General features: G+C 60.1%; 15 protein-coding genes. 6 read left to right on the forward strand and 9 right to left on the reverse strand.

The window, feature by feature from the left end; genetic code table 11:
* The first annotated feature begins 52 nt into the window (after positions 1-52).
* Complete coding sequence (locus AC6CHO_RS16420) at positions 53-1,555, forward strand: hypothetical protein (RefSeq protein WP_498216542.1); 1,503 nt, start codon at positions 53-55, stop codon at positions 1,553-1,555.
* A complete protein-coding gene (locus AC6CHO_RS16425; protein ID WP_498216544.1) occupies positions 1,555-4,131 on the forward strand; it encodes a hypothetical protein in 2,577 nt (858 codons plus the stop codon). Before AC6CHO_RS16420 ends, AC6CHO_RS16425 begins: the two co-directional genes overlap by 1 nt.
* 31 nt (positions 4,132-4,162) lie before the next feature.
* Here the strand turns inward: AC6CHO_RS16425 and AC6CHO_RS16430 are convergent, their stop codons facing one another.
* Entirely contained in the window at positions 4,163-6,229 is a 2,067-nt protein-coding gene (locus AC6CHO_RS16430; protein WP_498216546.1) for a S9 family peptidase, read from the reverse strand.
* Between the two features lie 44 nt (positions 6,230-6,273).
* Here AC6CHO_RS16430 and AC6CHO_RS16435 point away from each other — a divergent pair, with 44 nt between their 5' ends.
* Positions 6,274-7,416, forward strand: a complete 1,143-nt coding sequence (locus AC6CHO_RS16435) for a hypothetical protein (protein WP_498216548.1) — start codon at positions 6,274-6,276, stop codon at positions 7,414-7,416.
* A gap of 25 nt (positions 7,417-7,441) precedes the next feature.
* Positions 7,442-7,990, forward strand: coding sequence for a hypothetical protein (locus AC6CHO_RS16440; protein WP_498216550.1), 549 nt, complete (start codon positions 7,442-7,444; stop codon positions 7,988-7,990).
* Between the two features lie 162 nt (positions 7,991-8,152).
* Here the strand turns inward: AC6CHO_RS16440 and AC6CHO_RS16445 are convergent, their stop codons facing one another.
* From AC6CHO_RS16445 to AC6CHO_RS16480, 8 genes are all read right to left on the reverse strand, one after another.
* Positions 8,153-9,625, reverse strand: a complete 1,473-nt coding sequence (locus AC6CHO_RS16445) for an amino acid permease (protein ID WP_498216552.1) — start codon at positions 9,623-9,625, stop codon at positions 8,153-8,155.
* Positions 9,626-9,638: 13 nt separating this feature from the next.
* Positions 9,639-11,054: an aspartate ammonia-lyase gene (locus tag AC6CHO_RS16450; protein ID WP_444661912.1), complete on the reverse strand. Its 1,416-nt coding sequence runs from the start codon at positions 11,052-11,054 to the stop codon at positions 9,639-9,641.
* Positions 11,055-11,099: 45 nt separating this feature from the next.
* Positions 11,100-12,095 (reverse strand): asparaginase, encoded by a 996-nt coding sequence (locus tag AC6CHO_RS16455; RefSeq protein WP_498216554.1) that lies wholly within the window; start codon positions 12,093-12,095, stop codon positions 11,100-11,102.
* Positions 12,092-12,796, reverse strand: a complete 705-nt coding sequence (locus AC6CHO_RS16460) for a FadR/GntR family transcriptional regulator (protein WP_444661916.1) — start codon at positions 12,794-12,796, stop codon at positions 12,092-12,094. Before AC6CHO_RS16460 ends, AC6CHO_RS16455 begins: the two co-directional genes overlap by 4 nt.
* A gap of 137 nt (positions 12,797-12,933) precedes the next feature.
* Positions 12,934-13,371 (reverse strand): SRPBCC family protein, encoded by a 438-nt coding sequence (locus AC6CHO_RS16465; protein ID WP_498216556.1) that lies wholly within the window; start codon positions 13,369-13,371, stop codon positions 12,934-12,936.
* A 9-nt stretch (positions 13,372-13,380) separates the two neighbouring features.
* Positions 13,381-14,361: a TIGR03086 family metal-binding protein gene (locus tag AC6CHO_RS16470; protein ID WP_498216558.1), complete on the reverse strand. Its 981-nt coding sequence runs from the start codon at positions 14,359-14,361 to the stop codon at positions 13,381-13,383.
* Positions 14,358-14,705 carry an ArsR/SmtB family transcription factor gene (locus tag AC6CHO_RS16475; protein WP_444661921.1) on the reverse strand — a complete coding sequence of 116 codons (348 nt, stop codon included), beginning with the start codon at positions 14,703-14,705 and terminating at the stop codon, positions 14,358-14,360. Before AC6CHO_RS16475 ends, AC6CHO_RS16470 begins: the two co-directional genes overlap by 4 nt.
* 138 nt (positions 14,706-14,843) lie before the next feature.
* Positions 14,844-15,794 (reverse strand): beta-ketoacyl-ACP synthase III, encoded by a 951-nt coding sequence (locus AC6CHO_RS16480; RefSeq protein WP_444661923.1) that lies wholly within the window; start codon positions 15,792-15,794, stop codon positions 14,844-14,846.
* Between the two features lie 247 nt (positions 15,795-16,041).
* On the opposite strand from AC6CHO_RS16480, the gene AC6CHO_RS16485 reads away from it, so the two are divergent.
* On the forward strand, positions 16,042-16,872 hold the full coding sequence (locus AC6CHO_RS16485) for a metallophosphoesterase (protein WP_498216560.1): 831 nt from the start codon (positions 16,042-16,044) through the stop codon (positions 16,870-16,872).
* Positions 16,873-16,934: 62 nt separating this feature from the next.
* Entirely contained in the window at positions 16,935-17,495 is a 561-nt protein-coding gene (locus tag AC6CHO_RS16490) for a histidine phosphatase family protein (protein WP_498216562.1), read from the forward strand.
* The last annotated feature ends 32 nt before the right edge of the window (positions 17,496-17,527 follow it).

Consider the following 17,527-nt stretch of genomic DNA (forward strand, 5'->3'; position numbering starts at 1 on the left):
CCCTCGGCGAACCGCAATAGTTAGTCAACGCCCTGTTGATACAGTAGATTTCATGACTCGCATCAGCCGTGGAAGACCACTTCGCTACACTGTTTTGCTGGCCAGTGCGGTGGCCATGGCGGGCGCCCTGGGCATTGGCGCGGTCAGCGCTCCGGCACAGGGGGCCGGCTGGGCAGCTTCCTCTGATTCCGCTGAACCGGTATATCCGTCATCGTCGCCCAGCAACGAGTCAGAGAACGAAGACACCATTCTGATTCCCTCGGTCACTTCCCAAGAAGGCAAGTTCTACCTGGCAGTGACGGATGCAGCGATCGATGCAATCGATTCAGAACAAATCATGGGTGCGGTCCGTGAAGCAGTGGATGGGCAAAACGCCAAGATTCTTCTCGGCGTAGATAAAAAGCCCAATAACCTCAAAGGCGCGAGCCAACTCGTCCGTGGCATGCTGATGTTCGGGGACAGCGACGCACTCAGCGATGACTGGCTGGAGAACGGCAAAACCAAAGGCTACGTGGGCGAGGGCTGGATTGCGGTGGGCGTGATGCTTCCGGAATCGGCTGACGGGGACGTCGAGGTTTTTGTTGATCCCGGGCGCAACGTCAGGGAAACCGAACCAGGCAGCAAAGACAAGATCCTAGAAGCTGGCAAGGCGGAATTCGAAGCTGGCGACTACACCGCTGGAATCAGCGCTGTCGCGATGTCAACCACTGAAAACCTTCGTGCCCCGCTGGATCAGAAGATCGCCCTGTCGATCGCCCTCGGAGTGCTGGCACTCATCGTTGGCGTGCTCGTGTTCTTCGGATTGCGCAACAAGCGCCGCAAATTGCTGCAAGCTGCTGCCCAAAAGCGAACCAAACAGGCCGAACGCTGGGAATCCGCTATTCAGCAGGATCTTAATGCGCTTCGGCGTATTCCGGCCACACCCCTTGACGTGCAGGCAGGTAATCGCAGTGCCCTGGCCTTGCACGAAATCCAGGTGCAACGAGAGCAAGCCCTTGCCGACTATGGTTCAACGACAGCCGGCCTCGTCGACACCAGCGCTGGTGCTGGAATTTCTGAAGCCCAGGCACAGCAACTTGAGCAGCAGTCCGAACACCTTACCCTGTTGCGCCGGGCAGTTGAGCTAGCTCGCAGCCTGCAAGGACCGGCCAGCAGCTCTGTGAAGTCGTGGAACCAGATCATCGAACAGCACCGAGGCGGGCTAGAGCTGCTGGTGCGGTTCCTCGATGGCGACGGGGCCGCCCAACTGGAAATTGCCCCACAAGTTCGCACCGCAATTGTCACACACACCGATGCACTCGACCAGCTCCACGAACGAGCAAAGTCCAAGCCCGGCCCGCAACAGGCCGCCGACTTGCTGGACGACCTATGGGTGCTGCGCGACGAACTGGATTCACTGGTGGATGCTGCCTTGGCCCAAGCCGATGCGGCACGCGTGAAGGCCGACGCAAACCTGGTTGAGCAGATGCGCTCCTTCCTGCCCAGCGCGGCAGCCGCAAGCAATGATCCGATTTCGGTGCTCAGGACCTTCTGGCAGGAAGGAGGGAAGCACTGATGGCCGCACGATTGATGCACGATTCGATGGGCCGAAGCTTGCGCCGCCCCTATCATTGGACGGCTTTTGCAGCGATTTTTCTTGCTCTGGTGACCACCCTGCTGGGGGTACGCGCCGGGTTCGCAGTGCACGCCGCCAGCGTGCCGCTGCCCTATGAAGTCACCGTCCAGATCAAGGGAAAACAAGATTTCAATATCACCCAGGAGCAGGTCAATGCGGAACTGGCTGCGTACCCGGTACGTTCTTCGCAACCGCTGACCCTGATACTGGTGGACCGTTGGCTGACCGGAGACGAAAAGCTGCGCGGCGAGATCCCGGATAACCAGATCATCATCTCTTCCAAGCTGGACAACCTTGAAACCAAGGACATGGATGTCGAGGAACGCTTTAGCGGAGTAGCGCTGGCCAGGAATCTTGCGGGCGGCGATGATGCGCATACCGACTTGAGCTACGACATCGGGAAGGCCTTCACCAAGAATGTTTCTGTAGGCCATGGATCCAAGGCAGTGGTCGCCGCCGCGCACACCGCGTCGGTGGTGCTGGATAAATCGGCGACGAGCTCGGTCATTTTCTGGTTCTCCGTAGTCGGACTCAGTGCCATGCTCACGGCGACTTTCCTTGTTCCTGCATTGCGTTTCCGTTCCCGGTGGGAATCGAGGCACCGCCGCCTGGCTGTGGCCCAGCGCAAGCTGGCCCGCGTGGTGCTGGACTTGGAAGCATTGGAGGCCACATATTCCGCCACTGAACCCTCGAGGCGTCCCGAAGGTTTCAGCGCAGCATGGACGCAGCTGCAGAAGCTGTCGCTGAATGCCGCCCGCGATGAGGACCCATTGGTCGGTGCACTTTTTGACCGCGAGCAATGCCTGGGCAAGGAAACCGGCGAGAAGCTTGCGGCCTTTGAAGCCACCACGCGCAAGCTGACCGGCTTGGCTGATAGTCTCATGGGTGCCGGTTCGGTGCATGCGCGCCTGGCCGGTACCGGTTCCACTTTCGACAAGCTGAGCAGCCCGATCAACGATGCGGCGACAGCGCTGTTGATTCGCCTCGAAGACGCGCCGGGAAGGATGGTTGCCGGCGCGGATCTGGCAGCACTTCGCGAAGCGTTGGGAAATCTTCTAGATGCAGCCCAGGGCGATATTGAGCAGATCGATGCCGTGCAGGCGTGGTCTGCCGCTGAAGAAAAGCTTTCAGGCATTGCCCAGCGGCTGATCCGTCAGCTGCGCCGCTACCCCCATGGGAAGAGGCCGCCTATCCCGGAAGTGGGCGCGGAGCACAACCAGCTGCGCTCGACCCTGGGCTTGGCACCCGTCTCGCAACATGGCGCCCTGCATCAGCTGCATGTCGCCAACAGCGTGGCTCGTTCAATTCTCGGCGATACGCTCAGCACGGACCAAAGCCAGAAAACGCAAACCAAGCGCATTTCGTGGCTCGTTGCGTTGCTGAACAAATTCGCTACCGCACGCCCGGGCGGCAAGGATGAACCGGGCAAGCTCGGCCGAGCCAAGATCATCGGACTGCTCGCGGTACTGCTGTGCGCCAGCCTCATTGCCGCCGGAATCATCGTGTCCTCGGTGACCAAAAAACCGCAGGCAACCTACGATGGGTCGGGCCAAGGCATGGTCTTGGAATTCGATGACAAGCCCGGTTTGGTTGACGAGGCCGAGATCCGCCGGTATATGGAAGAAGACTTCGAGGTAGAACAGCACCTGCTGGTAGCCGTTCGCGACGCGGAATCCTATCTGGACCTGCATAACAGGGAAGGCTCGGAATATCGCGAGTCGACGCCTCAAAGCGTGCGGCAGGCCATTTGGAGGATCAAGAACGAATACAAGGATCGGATGGATCCAGTCAGCCAGGAACTGCCCGAAAACCTGACAATCATCCCGTTGCTGATCACCGATGAAGGCAAGGGGATCATGCCCGGCCTGATATCAGGTGCTGTCATCAGCGGGACTGCTTCGTGGGGATCAACTAGCGGTTGGGAGTACGGAAGCATCTATGAATCCCGGTACCCGTCGATGGAAGTGGCCCATGCGGCCGAGGACTTCGCGACGGTGCTCAAGCGCGCTGGATACGAAGAACCTGACTACAACACGGCTCTGTTGTTCTGGATCCTCACGTTCATGTTCTTCTTCACGGTGCTCAACCTGATCCAACTGGTTCAGTACCTATTGGGTGCCACCACGCGCTTCAACCGATTCTCCCGCGGTTCGCGCTCGCTTCAGCAGGCACGGCGGCGGTTGGAGCGCTTGGCCCTGGGCCTGGACGATTCGCAGATCAACGCCGTTGCTGTTTTGGGTGCCTCGGAGTCGGGGCACGCTGATGAAGCGGGGCAGCGTCTCTTCGAACGCGCGCTGATGATGGCTTGGCGCGAAGCCGAGGAGCTGTCCACCGTGAGCCTGTCCGAGCGTCTTGGCTCGGGTTATGCCGCACGGGCTGATCATTTGCAACGCCTGGTCGCCTTGCTCGGTGAACGCGATGCGGACGTGGCCAAGCGTGCCCACGACCTGGTTCTGGCCAGCCGCGGGGCCGGCGGGGATGCGCCGCGGCCGGTGGTATTGCCGGGGCAGCAGTAAGCGCCACCCCGGCAGCCGGTGCATGCCGTGGCTAGCCTAGGAGCTCAGGCAGTTCGCCGGGCGCGTTGCCCAGGACCTTCTGGGACAGGAATTCGGTCACGACTTCGTACCAGATCTTGGCGTGCTGCGGGGCGAGGATCCAGTGGTTCTCATCCGGGAAGTACAGGAACTGGTGCTCGGTGCTGCCGTCTTCCTTTTGCGGCAAACCGGAATCTGCCAGCAACTCGTACCACAAGCGCAGTCCTTCGCCGATGGGCACGCGGTAATCCTTGTCGCCGTGGATGACCAGGATCGGCGTGACAATATTGCCCACCGAATGATGAGGCGAATTCTGCTCGCGCATTTCCGGGCTCATCTCGCGGGTCCAGTAGAAGGCCGCATCGGTGGTTTTGCCGAAGCCTTCCAGAGCCCACAGGCTGGCGTGGGTGACGATGGCCTTGAAGCGGTCGGTGTGCCCCGCCACCCAGTTGGCCATGTAGCCGCCGAAGGAACCACCCATCGCGGCCGTGCGGGTTTCGTCGATGTCTTCGCGGGCCTCGGCCTCATCGGTAATAGCCATCAGATCCGTAAATGGTTCTTGCCCCCAGCGTCCCCAGCCGCGCTGGATGAACTCCTGGCCGTAGCCGGTAGACAGGGCAGGGTCGGGCAGCAGCACGGCGTAGCCTTGGGCGACCAACAGCCAGGGGCTCCAGCGCCAGCTCCATGCATTCCACGAACCCAGCGGTCCGCCGTGGATCCACAGCAACAGCGGTGCCTTGTTTTGCGCAGAGGCAGATTCCGGCAGAGCCAGCCACGCGCGGACGGTGGAACCATCCTCAGCAGTGGTGCTGACCTCGCTCAAGGTGCCGGGAAGTTCGGGGCGCTCGGCCGGGGAGAGCAGCTGGGTCAGATCTGCGAAGTCGCCGGCTTCAAGCTCGTGCACGTGGGTCAGGTCCACCGCCACCGGCTCGGCAGGGTACAAGTAGCTGGACCGCAGCGCGTAGGCGGTGCGGGAATCACGACTGACGGCCACATCCGTGAAGCTGCCCTCATCGGTCAGCCGGGTGATCTTGTCGTTGTACAGGCTCAGATGGAAGATGGGGCTATGCCCGTTGTCATCGGCGATCAGCAGCAGTGAACGCCCATTGGGAACCCATTGGATGTCATTGGCCCAGCGGTCCCAACCGGCAGCAATCTGGTGGGTGGATCCATCGGCCAAGTGCATCAGCCACAGTTCAAAGACCGGTGCAGTATCCGCTGTTGAGCGGTGCCAGCGAGCGTAGACCAGCTCCTTGGAATCTGGGCTGATCTTGCCCAGCGTGTACTCAAAAGCGTCATCTGGGGCCAGGAGCAGATCCTGGGCACCGCTGTGCATGTCGATGCGCATGAGGCCCGGGGCCAGGGAGGCCCGTCCTTCATTCACCTGCCACTCGGTGATCAGGAATTCGCCATTGGGTGCCACATCAAAGGCGGCCTCCTGGAGGTTCGCGCCGATGCCCGGGGTCAGATCCGTGAGCTCAGTACGGGCAGAATCCTGATCCTCTGGAAGCGTGCCGGTGTAGAGGTGCGGGGTGGATGGGCCGAGGTCATGGTCCCAGTAGCGCACCGGATAACCGGTGTGCAAAATCGCAGAGACCTTCTTGTCCTTGCGGGCCGTGCGCAGCTTCTCTTCGGCATCAAGGTCCTTGGCCCGGCTATGAGCACTGGTGCGAAGGACGATGGTTTGCGGGGATTGCTCGCAGATGCGCAGCGAGTCAACGCCGGCCGGGTGGGAGATGACCGGGCGAGCTTCACCGCCTTCCGACGGGAGGAGCCAGCCCTCGGGCTTGGCGTCGTCCTTGCTGGAGCGCTTGGCCACGAAAAGCAGGTCGCCACTGGCGGTGTACTGCGGCTGGGATTCGCCCTGTTCTCCGAAGGTGAGCCTGCGTGCGGGGGCTTGGCCTTTGGGATCGATGGCCCACAAGGCGCTGTCGTAGCTGGTTTCATCCTCGGACAGGGTGCTCATGGCGGTGACCAAGCGCGTTCCGTCGGGGGAGAGAGCTAGGCCGCCGAGCCGGGGCATTGAGATGTACGAATCCAATTTATGAAATGAATGCTTAGAGTGTTCCACCTCACTCATCTTGCCACTGATTAGAGTCTGAAACTAGCGCCTGCAAAAAATACTTGAAGCTCAATCCGGAGTTTATTACTGCATTTGTCTATTGCGAAGTAGGGGATTTTGAGGCGTATTTCCCGCTAAATAGCCGTAAGGACTCGGTGCTGACTGTTGTATCGGGGGTTGCTGCATCGGGGCTCGCTCTTTCGATAGCAATTGCGCCGGCTCAGGCGGCCAATGCATCGCGTTCTTCCGTTGCTCCCGAGGCTCGGTCTCTGGTGGTCGTACCGTATGCACTCGGGTGGAAAGACGTCCTGATGACCGCATTCGAATACGTGCTTGAAAATGTCAAGTCACCAAAGAAATACCCGGCAACTTTCTCAGATAATGGTTCCAGAGCTACCGTGACCCCGGGGAGCGTGCAATTCAATAAGGGTAGTAATGGTGTCAATACGGTCGACAAGAAAGTCTACGCGCAGAAAGCTGGACATAGAATTGAGATGTGGGCAAATTCGCAACAGCTTTTCTATAGGGGAAGCATTGGTGTGGTACTTCGTAAGGGGTCATTCAAGCCGATTAATCGTACGGTCGGCCATAACCAATACAGTACATACAAGGTCGGAAGTGGAAGAACTGGTAATTATATAGCGTCGTTCAATTCAACGTCCAAACACAAATGGCGCATATGGATTGGGTACAACCATTATGGAGTCAAATCATACCGAGCGTTAGGTGATCTTGCCGCGCCGAGTGTTGGGAGTTTCGTCGACTTTGGAGATAAAAAATTTCTAGTCCCATCGGATTCCTTTAAGCGTCCTAAGCCGGCGCTTCGGGCTCTTGGTGGTCCAGAGGGAGAATACGACTTCAGCGGTCTTTATGAGGAGTTTTATGACAGTGAGCTAGACTCCTTGGTTGACGTTTCGAAGACATTGCCTGTGGATTCGTCCGTAGTGGTCAGTGATAAGATCAGCCGAGTTCATTACAACGCCGAGGAGGACGCGACTTACTTCTATTTTGACAATGCAAGGGTCCCGGTGGAACTGCCGTTTGCAGGCAATTTAACGAAAAGGTTTACGGTAGGAGATCGCGTTAAGTTTAAGTTCCAAATGAATCGTGTTATTGATGGTTATGACTTCGTGACTTTTGATTATACCGATTCGACGTCTACGGAGGGCGTTTTCCCGAAAATTGAACAATTTATCGACGGCTAAAATTTTTACGCGAGAAAGTGGATTCATGAAGAATAAGTGGCTGAAAATATCTGTTCTATCGGTTGTTGCCATAGGGATTATATTTTGGATCTTTCGGGGAATTGCGTGGGGTCCGATGACTGCTCAAGAGAGTGAATTTGAGCCGTCTGATATTTCGTCCGCGATAGAAGATTTAGGATATTCAGTTTCTGTACCAAAATACTCGCCTCAGGGTTATCACTTGAGCCAAATCCTTGTGACGCACCTTCCTCCAGTGAAGGACAACAATCCTAAAGAACTAACCCTAGTTTATGAACGTCAGGGATATGACACGTTTGAAGTCGTTGCGCGCAAGATGCCAGTCTCGTTTGCTGAGGAAGTCACCAGACAAAAGTATCCAACGGATGTTCAATCATGGATCAAGATACATGAGTCGGAAGCTGCCATTCTTCAAACGAAGGCGAAAGATAGTCCTTCTCTCCGGATGCTCTATGCTCCAAGCAAGGATCGTTCCTACGAAGTTCGAACTGAAAATCGAACGGGTCGATCTCTGGGGGAAGCTGATATGCGTGAAATTCTGGAGTCGATTAGATAAGTTAGGCATCGTAGGAGGCCGCTAACTCTGCATGGAAACTTAGCGGGTAACTAGATGATCCATGTATTCTTTAGGCCTTATAAATAAGAACCAGCGGCCGAGGTAAACCAGTTACTGGATTACCTCGGCCGCTATGGTGTGATTTCTAATTGTTCCCTCAGACTACTCGACCGACGCCTTGGAGTTCATGCGAGCCTGAGCCAGTTCATTGATGCGGCCGCGGCACAAGTACCAGCCGCCGATGATCATCGGAATGATGATGACCAGCGAGGCGATGGTCCAGGTGCCTACCGGGTTGTCAAAGGCCATCATGATCAGCACCATGACCAGGAAGGCCAAGGTGACCCAACCGGAAATCGGCGCCAGCGGCATGCGGAAGCTCGGGCGATCCTGTTCGCCGCGCTTGGCAGACTTCACCAAGGCCATCTGGCACAGCACGATCATGGCCCACGAAGCGATGATGCCAATGGCGGCGAAGTTCAACACGATCTCGAACGCTGCAGCAGGAACGATGGCGTTCAGGACAACACCGAGCACGGCCACCACGGCGGTGATCACAATGCCGCCGTACGGTACGCCGGCCTTGTTCATGCGTCCGGCGAAACGCGGAGCCGAGCCGTTCAGCGACATCGAGCGCATGATGCGGCCGGTGGAGTACAGACCGGCATTCAGCGAAGACAGCGCCGCGGTAAGGACGACCAGGTTCATGATCACGTCCATGCCCTGGATGCCGATCGATCCGAAGAAGGTCACGAAGGGTGATTCCCCGGAGCTGTAGGCGGTGTATGGCAACAGCAGCGAAAGCAGGACCAGGGAGCCGACATAGAACACGGCGATGCGGATGATCACGGTGTTGATGGCCTTGGGCATGACCTTTTCAGGGTTCTTGGCCTCGCCGGCGGCGGTGCCGATCAGCTCGATGGAAGCGTAGGAGAACACCACGCCCTGCATTAGCACCAGAACCGGCATGAAGCCGTTGGGCAATAGCCCGCCGTTATCGGTGATCAGCGAGAAGCCCACGTCGTGGCCTTCTACCGGGGTGCCGAAGATGACAAAGTAGCAGCCGATGATCAGGAAGGCGACCAGCGCAATTACCTTGACCAGGGCGAACCAGAATTCCATCTCGCCAAAGGCCTTGACCGAGATCAGGTTCATGGTCAGCACTACGGCCAAGGCCAGTAGCGCCCAGACCCACTGTGGCACGGCGTTGATCCAGGCGACGTACTTGCCGAAGAAGCCCATATACAAGGCCACTGCGGTGATGTCCACAATGGCGGTCATCACCCAGTTCAGCCAGTACAGCCAGCCGGTGGCGAAAGCGGCCTTCTCGCCGTAGAACTCGCGGGCGTAGGAGACGAAGGAACCGGTGGATGGGCGGTGCATGACCAGCTCGCCGAGCGCGCGCAGAATCAGGAAGGCGAAAAAGCCGCAGACTGCGTAGCTGATGACAATGCCGGGGCCGGCATCGGCCAGTCGGCCTCCGGCGCCCATGAACAGGCCGGTGCCGATGGCGCCGCCGATGGCAATCATCTGCATCTGCCGGGAGGAAAGGCCCTTGTGGTAATCGTTGTCGCCGGCGGTCAGCGCGGCGTCAGGCACGTGCGCCGCAGTGGCGTGCGGGGTGGAATTGTCCATCGGGATCCTTGTTTTAGTCGGAGAGGTTGGCGAGGCGCTCGGGGGAGAGCAGCTCATTGAGGTCATCGGCGGAGAGCAGGCCGCGTTCGAGCACCAGCTCGGCCACGCCGCGTCCGGTGTGCAGCGCTTCGAGGGCCACCGAGGTGGAGGCGGCATAGCCCAGGCGCGGGTTCAGCGCGGTCACCAGCCCGATGGAATTCTCCACCTCGCGGCGCAGCGCTTGCTCATCTACGGTGATGCCGTCGATGCACTTCTCCGCCAGCGTCAAGCAGCCATTGGTCAGGTGCTTCAGGGACAGGGCGATGGAATGGGCGATCACCGGCTCGAAGGCGTTCAGCTGCAGCTGGCCGCCTTCGGCCGCCATGGTCACGGTCAAATCGTGGCCGACCACCTGGTAGGCGATCTGGTTGACAACTTCCGGGATCACCGGGTTGACCTTGCCTGGCATGATCGAGGAACCGGACTGCACGGCCGGCAGCTGGATGTCGTTCAGCCCCGCGCGCGGACCGGAGGAGAGCAAGCGCAAGTCGTTGCAGATCTTCGAGATCTTCAGGGCCACGCGCTTGAGCACGCCGGAGAGGTGCACAAAGGCGCCCACATCACTGGTGGCTTCGATCAGATCCGGGCTGGTGGTCAGCGGCAGCCCGGTCAGTTCGCGCAGGTGGCGGCAGGCGGCCTCGGCATATCCGGCCGGTGCATTCAGGCCGGTGCCGATGGCGGTGGCACCCAGGTTGATCTCGGTGACCAAGCTCAGCGACTCGGCCAAGCGGGCCCGATCCTCGCCCAGGGTCACAGCCCAGCCGCGGAACTCCTGGCCCACGGTCATCGGCACGGCGTCCTGCAGCTGGGTGCGGCCCATCTTCACTACGGTGCGGAATTCAGCGGCCTTGGCATTGCAGGAACCCTGGAGCACCTCGATGGCTGCCAGCAGCGGCTGGGTCGCGAAGTGGGTGGCGATGTTGACCGCGGTCGGGTACGCGTCATTGGTGGACTGCGACAGGTTCACGTGGTCGTTCGGGTGCAGGTACTGGTACTCGCCCTTTTGGTGGCCCAGGATTTCCAGCGCCAGGTTGGCGATGACCTCGTTGGCGTTCATGTTGGTGCTGGTGCCGGCCCCGCCCTGGATCGGATCCAGGATGAACTGGTCGTGCAGCGAGCCGTGTGCGATGGACTCGCAGGCCTGGTCGATGGCGCGGGCGCGGTCCGCATCCAGCAGCCCCAGTTCGTGGTTGGCACGGGCCGCGGCCTGCTTCACGCGCGCCAGTGCGCGGATCAGGTGCGGGTTGCCAGCCAGGGTGGTGCCGGTGATGTTGAAGTTGTTTTTTGCGCGCAGGGTGTGCACGCCCCAGTAGGCTTCCACTGGGATGTCGAGGTCGCCAATCAGATCATGCTCGCTACGCGTTTCGCCGCTGAGCAAGGTTTCAGACATGGTGGATGTATCTCCAAAAAGGTAGTGGTTCGAGTAAGGAAGGATCTAGAGGGCAGCCAGTACGCCCACTGGCGCCCCGCCGCCCATTGCGGGGGAGCTGGCCAGTTCGCCCAGGGCCGCAGGAGCGGCATCACCGAGGTGCTCGGCCAGGAGCTTGACGGTGATCGGCATGCGCGCGCGGTCCGAGCCATCGGCGATCTTCACGGCCAGGGCGGTGCCATCGGGCAAGGCCACGGCCTGGATGCCCTCGAAGCCGTCCTTGGCTACCGCACCGGGGAGGGCGCGCATCAGCTCGGTGACATCGCGGCCCACGCCGGCTACCAGTTCCGGGTATTTGGACATCGCTGCGGCCACGCGGGCCTCGGGGGTGCCTGCTTCGGCGGAGGCCAGGCGGGCGAATCCGCGGGCCAGGCCGATGAGGCTGATCAGGAAGACCGGGGTGCCGCAGCCATCGGTGCTTTCGCCGCTGATCTTCTCGCCGGTGAGCTCTTCGACGGTCTCCTGCAGCATCTGCAGCAGGCGCTCGTCGTGGAGGTAGTCCGCGGTGTCCCAGCCCTTCAGCTCGCTCAGCGCGGCCAGGGCCGCGTGCTTGCCCGAGCAGTTCTGCGCCAGCTGGGTGGCGGTGCCGCCAGCGGCCAGGTACTCCTGCTGCTCGGCCACGCCGTAGGGCAGGTCGGTGGAGTTGCGCAGCGCGGTTTCATCCAGCTTGGCCGCTGCCAGGGTGGAGCTGGCTACCTGCTGGTGGATCGGGGCACCGGAGTGGCTGGCCGAGGCCAGGGCCAGCTGCTGGTCGTCCAGCTGCAGGCCAGCGCGGAGCATGCCCACGGCGAACAGCGGCTTCAATGCCGAGCGGGGGTAGTAGGCGGCCTGCGGCTCGCCGACGGAGGCGAGCACTTCCCCCTGCGCGTCCAGCAGCACTGCCGAGCCGTAGTGGATGGATTCCACAACTTGGCCGCGGGTGGCGGCTACCAATGGCGCGTGCTGTGGCAAAACCGGGTTGGCCAGCGGGTCGGTCTGCGACTGCGGGTGGGCGGGGATCACTTATTGCTCCTGACGATGGTGGACACGGCATGTTGTACAGCTGCTAGATGATCGCCCATGGCCTGGTTGGCGGCCTGGGGATCTTGTGCTTGGATGGCCCGGTAGATGGCCAGGTGCTCGTCCTTGGAAGGGCTGCGCCGCCCGGCGACGAGGTTCACGGTTTCGGATTGGCGGGCCATGGCCTCGCGGATATCGGAGACCACCTTGGTGAACACCGAGTTGCCGCTGGCTTGGGCGATGGCGGCGTGGAAGGCGGCATCCAATTCCACCCAGGCGGCGGCATCGTCTTCCTGGTCCATCTGCTCGATCAGCCCGCTGATGCGTTCCAGATCTTCGGCGGTGCGCCGGGTGGCCGCGAGCGTGGCGGCCGGAATTTCGATATGCGGGCGGGCTTCGAGCAGGTCGTCGGAGGAGAAGACGCCCAGCTTCAATTCGCGGGTGGGGCGGTGCGAAATGACAAAGGTTCCGCGCCCGGTTTCGGTGCGGGTCAACCCCAGTGCTGCGCAGGAACGCAATGCTTCGCGGACCACCGAGCGACTCACGCCGTAGTCGGCGGCGAGGGCCGCTTCGGAGCCCAGCTTGCTCCCGACCGGGATTTCCTGGGCTTCAATGGCAAGGCGGAGTGCGTGGAATACGGCTTCGGCAGCGGAGCGTCGCTCGATCGGCTGCTGTCCGGGTGTCCAGCTGTCTGACAGGTTCACGAGTACAAGTGTGCGGGTGTGATGCACCCAACGTCAAGTCGAAAATCTTAGTGAGTGGGAACACTCAGGTCAGTAGCGCACCGGTGCCGTGGACACCATGCTGGCTGCATGGCGTCCACGGCACCTGAACATCATTGCTAGGCCCGCTCCAGGATCTTCTTCAGGGCTCGCAGATCAGCCATATTGGCACGGCGCATCATGGGTTTCATCAGCGGGGCGACGAGCTTGCTGAAACCCGCAGGCTGTCCATCATTGCGCAGCCGGACCTGGGTTGCCGTTGGGCCCACTGCTTCGAATCGATAAGTGGTGCGCATGGGGAATGGGCCTTGAGCGGTGGCCATGACCAGTTCCTCGTCCTCCAGCATCGACGTGACTTCGTAAGTGTAGGAGAGGTCCCGACCGAGGAAGCGAGCTTCAAAGGAGGTGCGGGAACCGACCCCAAATTCTTTCTGGTCCAGCCGGCGCACCGAGTGGATATTCTGATACCACGTCGGTGCGTTCAATGGATTCATCGTGTAACCGGCCACCATGGCCAGCGGCCGGTCAATCACGATGCTGGTCGAGACATCAACCATCAGTGGTCCTCAAACCCCTGCGGGAACGCGGCCGGTGAAGGCAATCAAGCGATCCAGGCTGCTGGCGGATTCGGCAATGACAGCTTCTTCCGCGAAGGAGCCTGACGCGCGCTGTTCTGGACCTATGGTCTTGCGTGCCAGGCCGAGAACGTACTCGGCATGGCCCGGATGGATCTCAAAGCCCTGCCCCGTGGCCTGGGCGAAGTCCCACCCGTGAACCATCAATTCAAGATTCAGGATGCTGGCGACAACTTTTGCCGGCATCGCAGCGAAACCGAGATCGATTTCGCCTTCCAGGCCACGAGCTGCGAAGGCTTCCAGGGTCGGCTGCGCCAAGTTGGCGATGCGAACTTCTGGCGCGAGCGCTGGGTCGTCAGAAACCGCTGCTCCCAGGCCCTTGCCGATCGAACAGATCGAACCTGCAAGGTGATCCAGCAGCTGGCTCACCGAGAACTTAGCGCATGGGGTGGCCTTGCCAAGGTCTGCTTCTGAAATGCTGTTCAGGGCAAATTGCAGTGCCGCCAAGGATCCCTCGGCAGAAATGAACGGGTCCTGGGGCTCGGGAACGGCGTTCCACTGGTCGATCACTGCCTCGCCGGACTGGGCAAAGCTCGTGAGGCGATCCAAGAAGTGGTTCCATCCCTCTGCATGGCCCGAAGACTGTTCTGCGTTCAGGCCTTCATGGCGCAAGGTGACTGCGGTGCCGTTCTTCCAAGGTTCCAAGGTGATGAAGACCGTTGAGTCGCCCGGCGGTACGGCGTCGGAGCCTTCCCAGCCCCATGAGAACACCAGGCGCTTGCCCGGCTCGATTTCGGTGAAGGTGCCCGTGGCCTGATGGCCCGGTCCCATGGTGAAGCGGAAGCCCCCGCCCATTCGAAGATCAACGCGGTTGGCAACTGTTTGCCAGCGGCGAAGGCGTTCGGGGTTGGTGACAAGGTCAAAGGCGGTGTCGGCGTCAACGGGGAGGAGGACAGTTCGTTCGAAGCTCATGGCATTTCTCCTGGTGGCTGCTGTGGCGAATTCGGCGGTGTGCCGAGTGCTGCCAAATCGGCGGCTTCGGCGACGAGTAGATCAAGTTCGGTGTTCCAAAACGAGTCAAGGAGGACCTTGAGCTTCGCGATGCCTGCTGGGTTCAGCGAGTAGTAGCGGCTGCGTCCATCCTTGCGCGCTTGCAGCAGTCCTACGTCAATTAAAAGCAGCAGGTGTTGTGAGATGGCGGAACGAGAGACCGTAAAATTTCCCGCCAGTTCCGTCACCGTACGTTCTCCGGAACCCAGCAACTGAATCAAGCGCCTTCGCGTTGGTTCGGATGCGACTTCCAGCAGATCAAGCATGAAAGATACGTTAGCAGCGACTAACGCATTTGGACAAGGGGCGGCGGGAATGTTTTTGGATCTCCCGTTAAACGCTGTTAAAGCACTAGTGGGCGCCCCGGCGAGAATGCCGGGACGCCCACTAGCGGTGATAGATGCTTACGGGATGGTGATGATCTGGCCAGCGTAAGCCAGGCCGCCACCGAAGGCAAAGAGCAAAGCCTTGGAACCTGAAGGCAGTGGCTCATCCGAGGCCATCATCTTCGACAAGGCCAGGGGAACCGATGCCGCCGAGGTGTTGCCCGAGTAGACCACATCGGTGGCCACCCGTGCGTTCGGAGCGCCGATCTTCTCAGCCAGCGGCTCGATGATGCGCAGGTTGGCCTGGTGCAGGACAATCGCGTCCAGTTCTTCTGGCTTCATTCCTGCGCGGTCAATGATCTGCGAAGCGATCTTTGGAAGCTGCGTGACGGTCCAGCGGTAAACGCTCTGGCCATTCTGCGCGAACTTCATGTCGTTTTCGGTTTCAATGCGAACCGCATCGGACAGCGATGGAACCGAGCCCCAAACCACTGGAGAGATCCCATTATCTTCAGAAGCGGTGATGATGAACGCGCCAGCTCCATCCGCGGTCAATACGCAGGTGGTGCGGTCGGAGAAGTCAGTGTAGTCGGTGAGCATTTCCGAACCGATGACCAGGGCGTTCTTCGAGGAGCCTGCGGCAATGGCTCCCTGGGCGATGCCGACTGCATGGGCGAAGCCCGAGCAAGCGACATTGAGGTCCATGGTGGCAGGACCCTGCTCCATATTCAGGGCGTTGGCAACGCGAGCGGCCATATTCGGCGAGCGGTCGGTGGCGGTGCAGGTAGCGACGACGATCAGATCGATATCCGTTGCCTTGATATCTGCTGAATTGCGCAAAGCCATCTCGGCGGCCTTGATGGCCATGGAGTCTACGGTTTCGACCCCGGTGCCCCAGCGGCGTTCCTCGATGCCAACGCGACGGGTGATCCACTCATCGCTGGTTTCCACCAGCTTTTCCAGCTCGGTGTTAGGGACGATGCGCTCCGGCTGGAAGTGGCCAAAGGCGACGACTTTGCTGCCCGTCATGGATATAGCTCCTTGGTGGATTCAAATCTGCTCTTCTAAGGGTAGTCGTTTTGGGTGCTACTCGCTGTTCATATACCGCAGATCGCATGTATTGCGGGCAATATCCCATGATTTCGGCAATTTTCGTTCGGTAATCGAAAAACAGGGATTCGCTAGGACTTCATATCTCGTCGGTTCCTTGTTCACCTAATCGTCAGAACCGAAAAGTTCAATGGAATGAACGGCAGCAGGACGCGGGGAGGGATCGATGAAGCCACTGACAATCATCCATATGAGCGACACCCATCTTTGCCCTGAAGGCCGGTTGCTTCATGGAAGCATTGATTCCTGGCGGCGAACTCGCCAGGCCCTGCGGGTCTCGCAGCACTTTTCGCCAGACGCTATCGTCGTGACCGGAGACATCGCCGACCGAGGCGCTCCGGTCCACCCGGCGGCCGCGGCGATGCTCAATGACATCCAAGAGGAGCTTGGATGCCCGGTGATCAGCGTTCCGGGCAATCACGATCCACTAGGAAGCGTCGGTCCAGAATTTAATACCCAGCGGTTATCGACCGGCCCCTACCCGGCCAATACCGTGCACGAAGTACTGGGATTGCGGATTATCGGGCTGGACAGCGGAGGATTCCAGCTGGCGCAAGGCGAAGTGGATCAGGCCCAGCTCGCGTGGCTGCAGGCATTGCTTACCGTGCCGGCACCACTTGGCTCACTGCTGCTGTTGCACCACCCGCCCGTGGAAGCCACGAGTTCAGCAAGAGCCGGGCGTGGATTAAAGGATCCGATGGCCCTGGCCGCGATCACCGCCGGCACCGACATCCGGGCCATCCTCTGCGGGCATTATCACCAGGCTGCAACGAGCCAGTTGATCAATACCCCGGTGTTCATGGCGCCAGCAGTTTCCTACAACATGAATCCTTTTGCCCCTCACGAAATTCTCGAGGAATCCGGATCAGGATTTGGGGTACTTCAAATGGGGCAAGAAGCAGTGAATTGGTTCGTTGCCTACAGCGACCACATTATGACCGGGCCGCAGGATGCGGCGCCAACACCGTCAGTGGGCGGCCAGCGGGCCGCCCACTGATATTGGCAAAACTTCGCACCCAAGATCAGCATCTGGAAGTGTACGCAAGAAAGAAGAAGACGATGAGTGAACAGAAAATTGTATTGATCCGCCATGGCCAGACCGAGTGGAACAAAGCAGGGAGGCTGCACGGACGCAGCGACCTGCCGATGAACGACACCGGAGTGCGCCAAGCCCGGCAACTGGCAGCCGACCTCGCGATGCAGGGGCCGTGGGCCGCGGTCTATTCCTCCCCGCTGTTCCGGGCGCTGCAGACTGCGCAAATTATCGCCAACGGCGTCGGCGCCCGTGTCCTGTACGAAAACCCGGAGCTCATGGAGCAGGACTTCGGCGATTGGGAAGGCAAGCTGGTAGGACACCCGGCCGATGAACAACGCCAAGTGCACATTGGATCTGGCGAAACCGAGCAGCACCTCATTGAACGCGCGATTAACGCCCTGTTCAAGATCAGCCAGCAGCACCCAGGAGAAAACGTGCTGGTGGTAAGCCATGGAGCATTGATCAGCTCGGTGCTCAGCGCATTGACCTCAGAATCCGATCCACGGGTGGCCAACGGGACTTGCCGCGAACTGGACGCGCGGTTGCTGAACACCTACGTGTCCCGCGAACCGCTCTGGCACTAGAAGCCCAACTGCGAGCAAAAGGCTGCCGGCGA

The sequence above is a fragment of the Glutamicibacter sp. GQ173 genome (assembly GCF_059759215.1).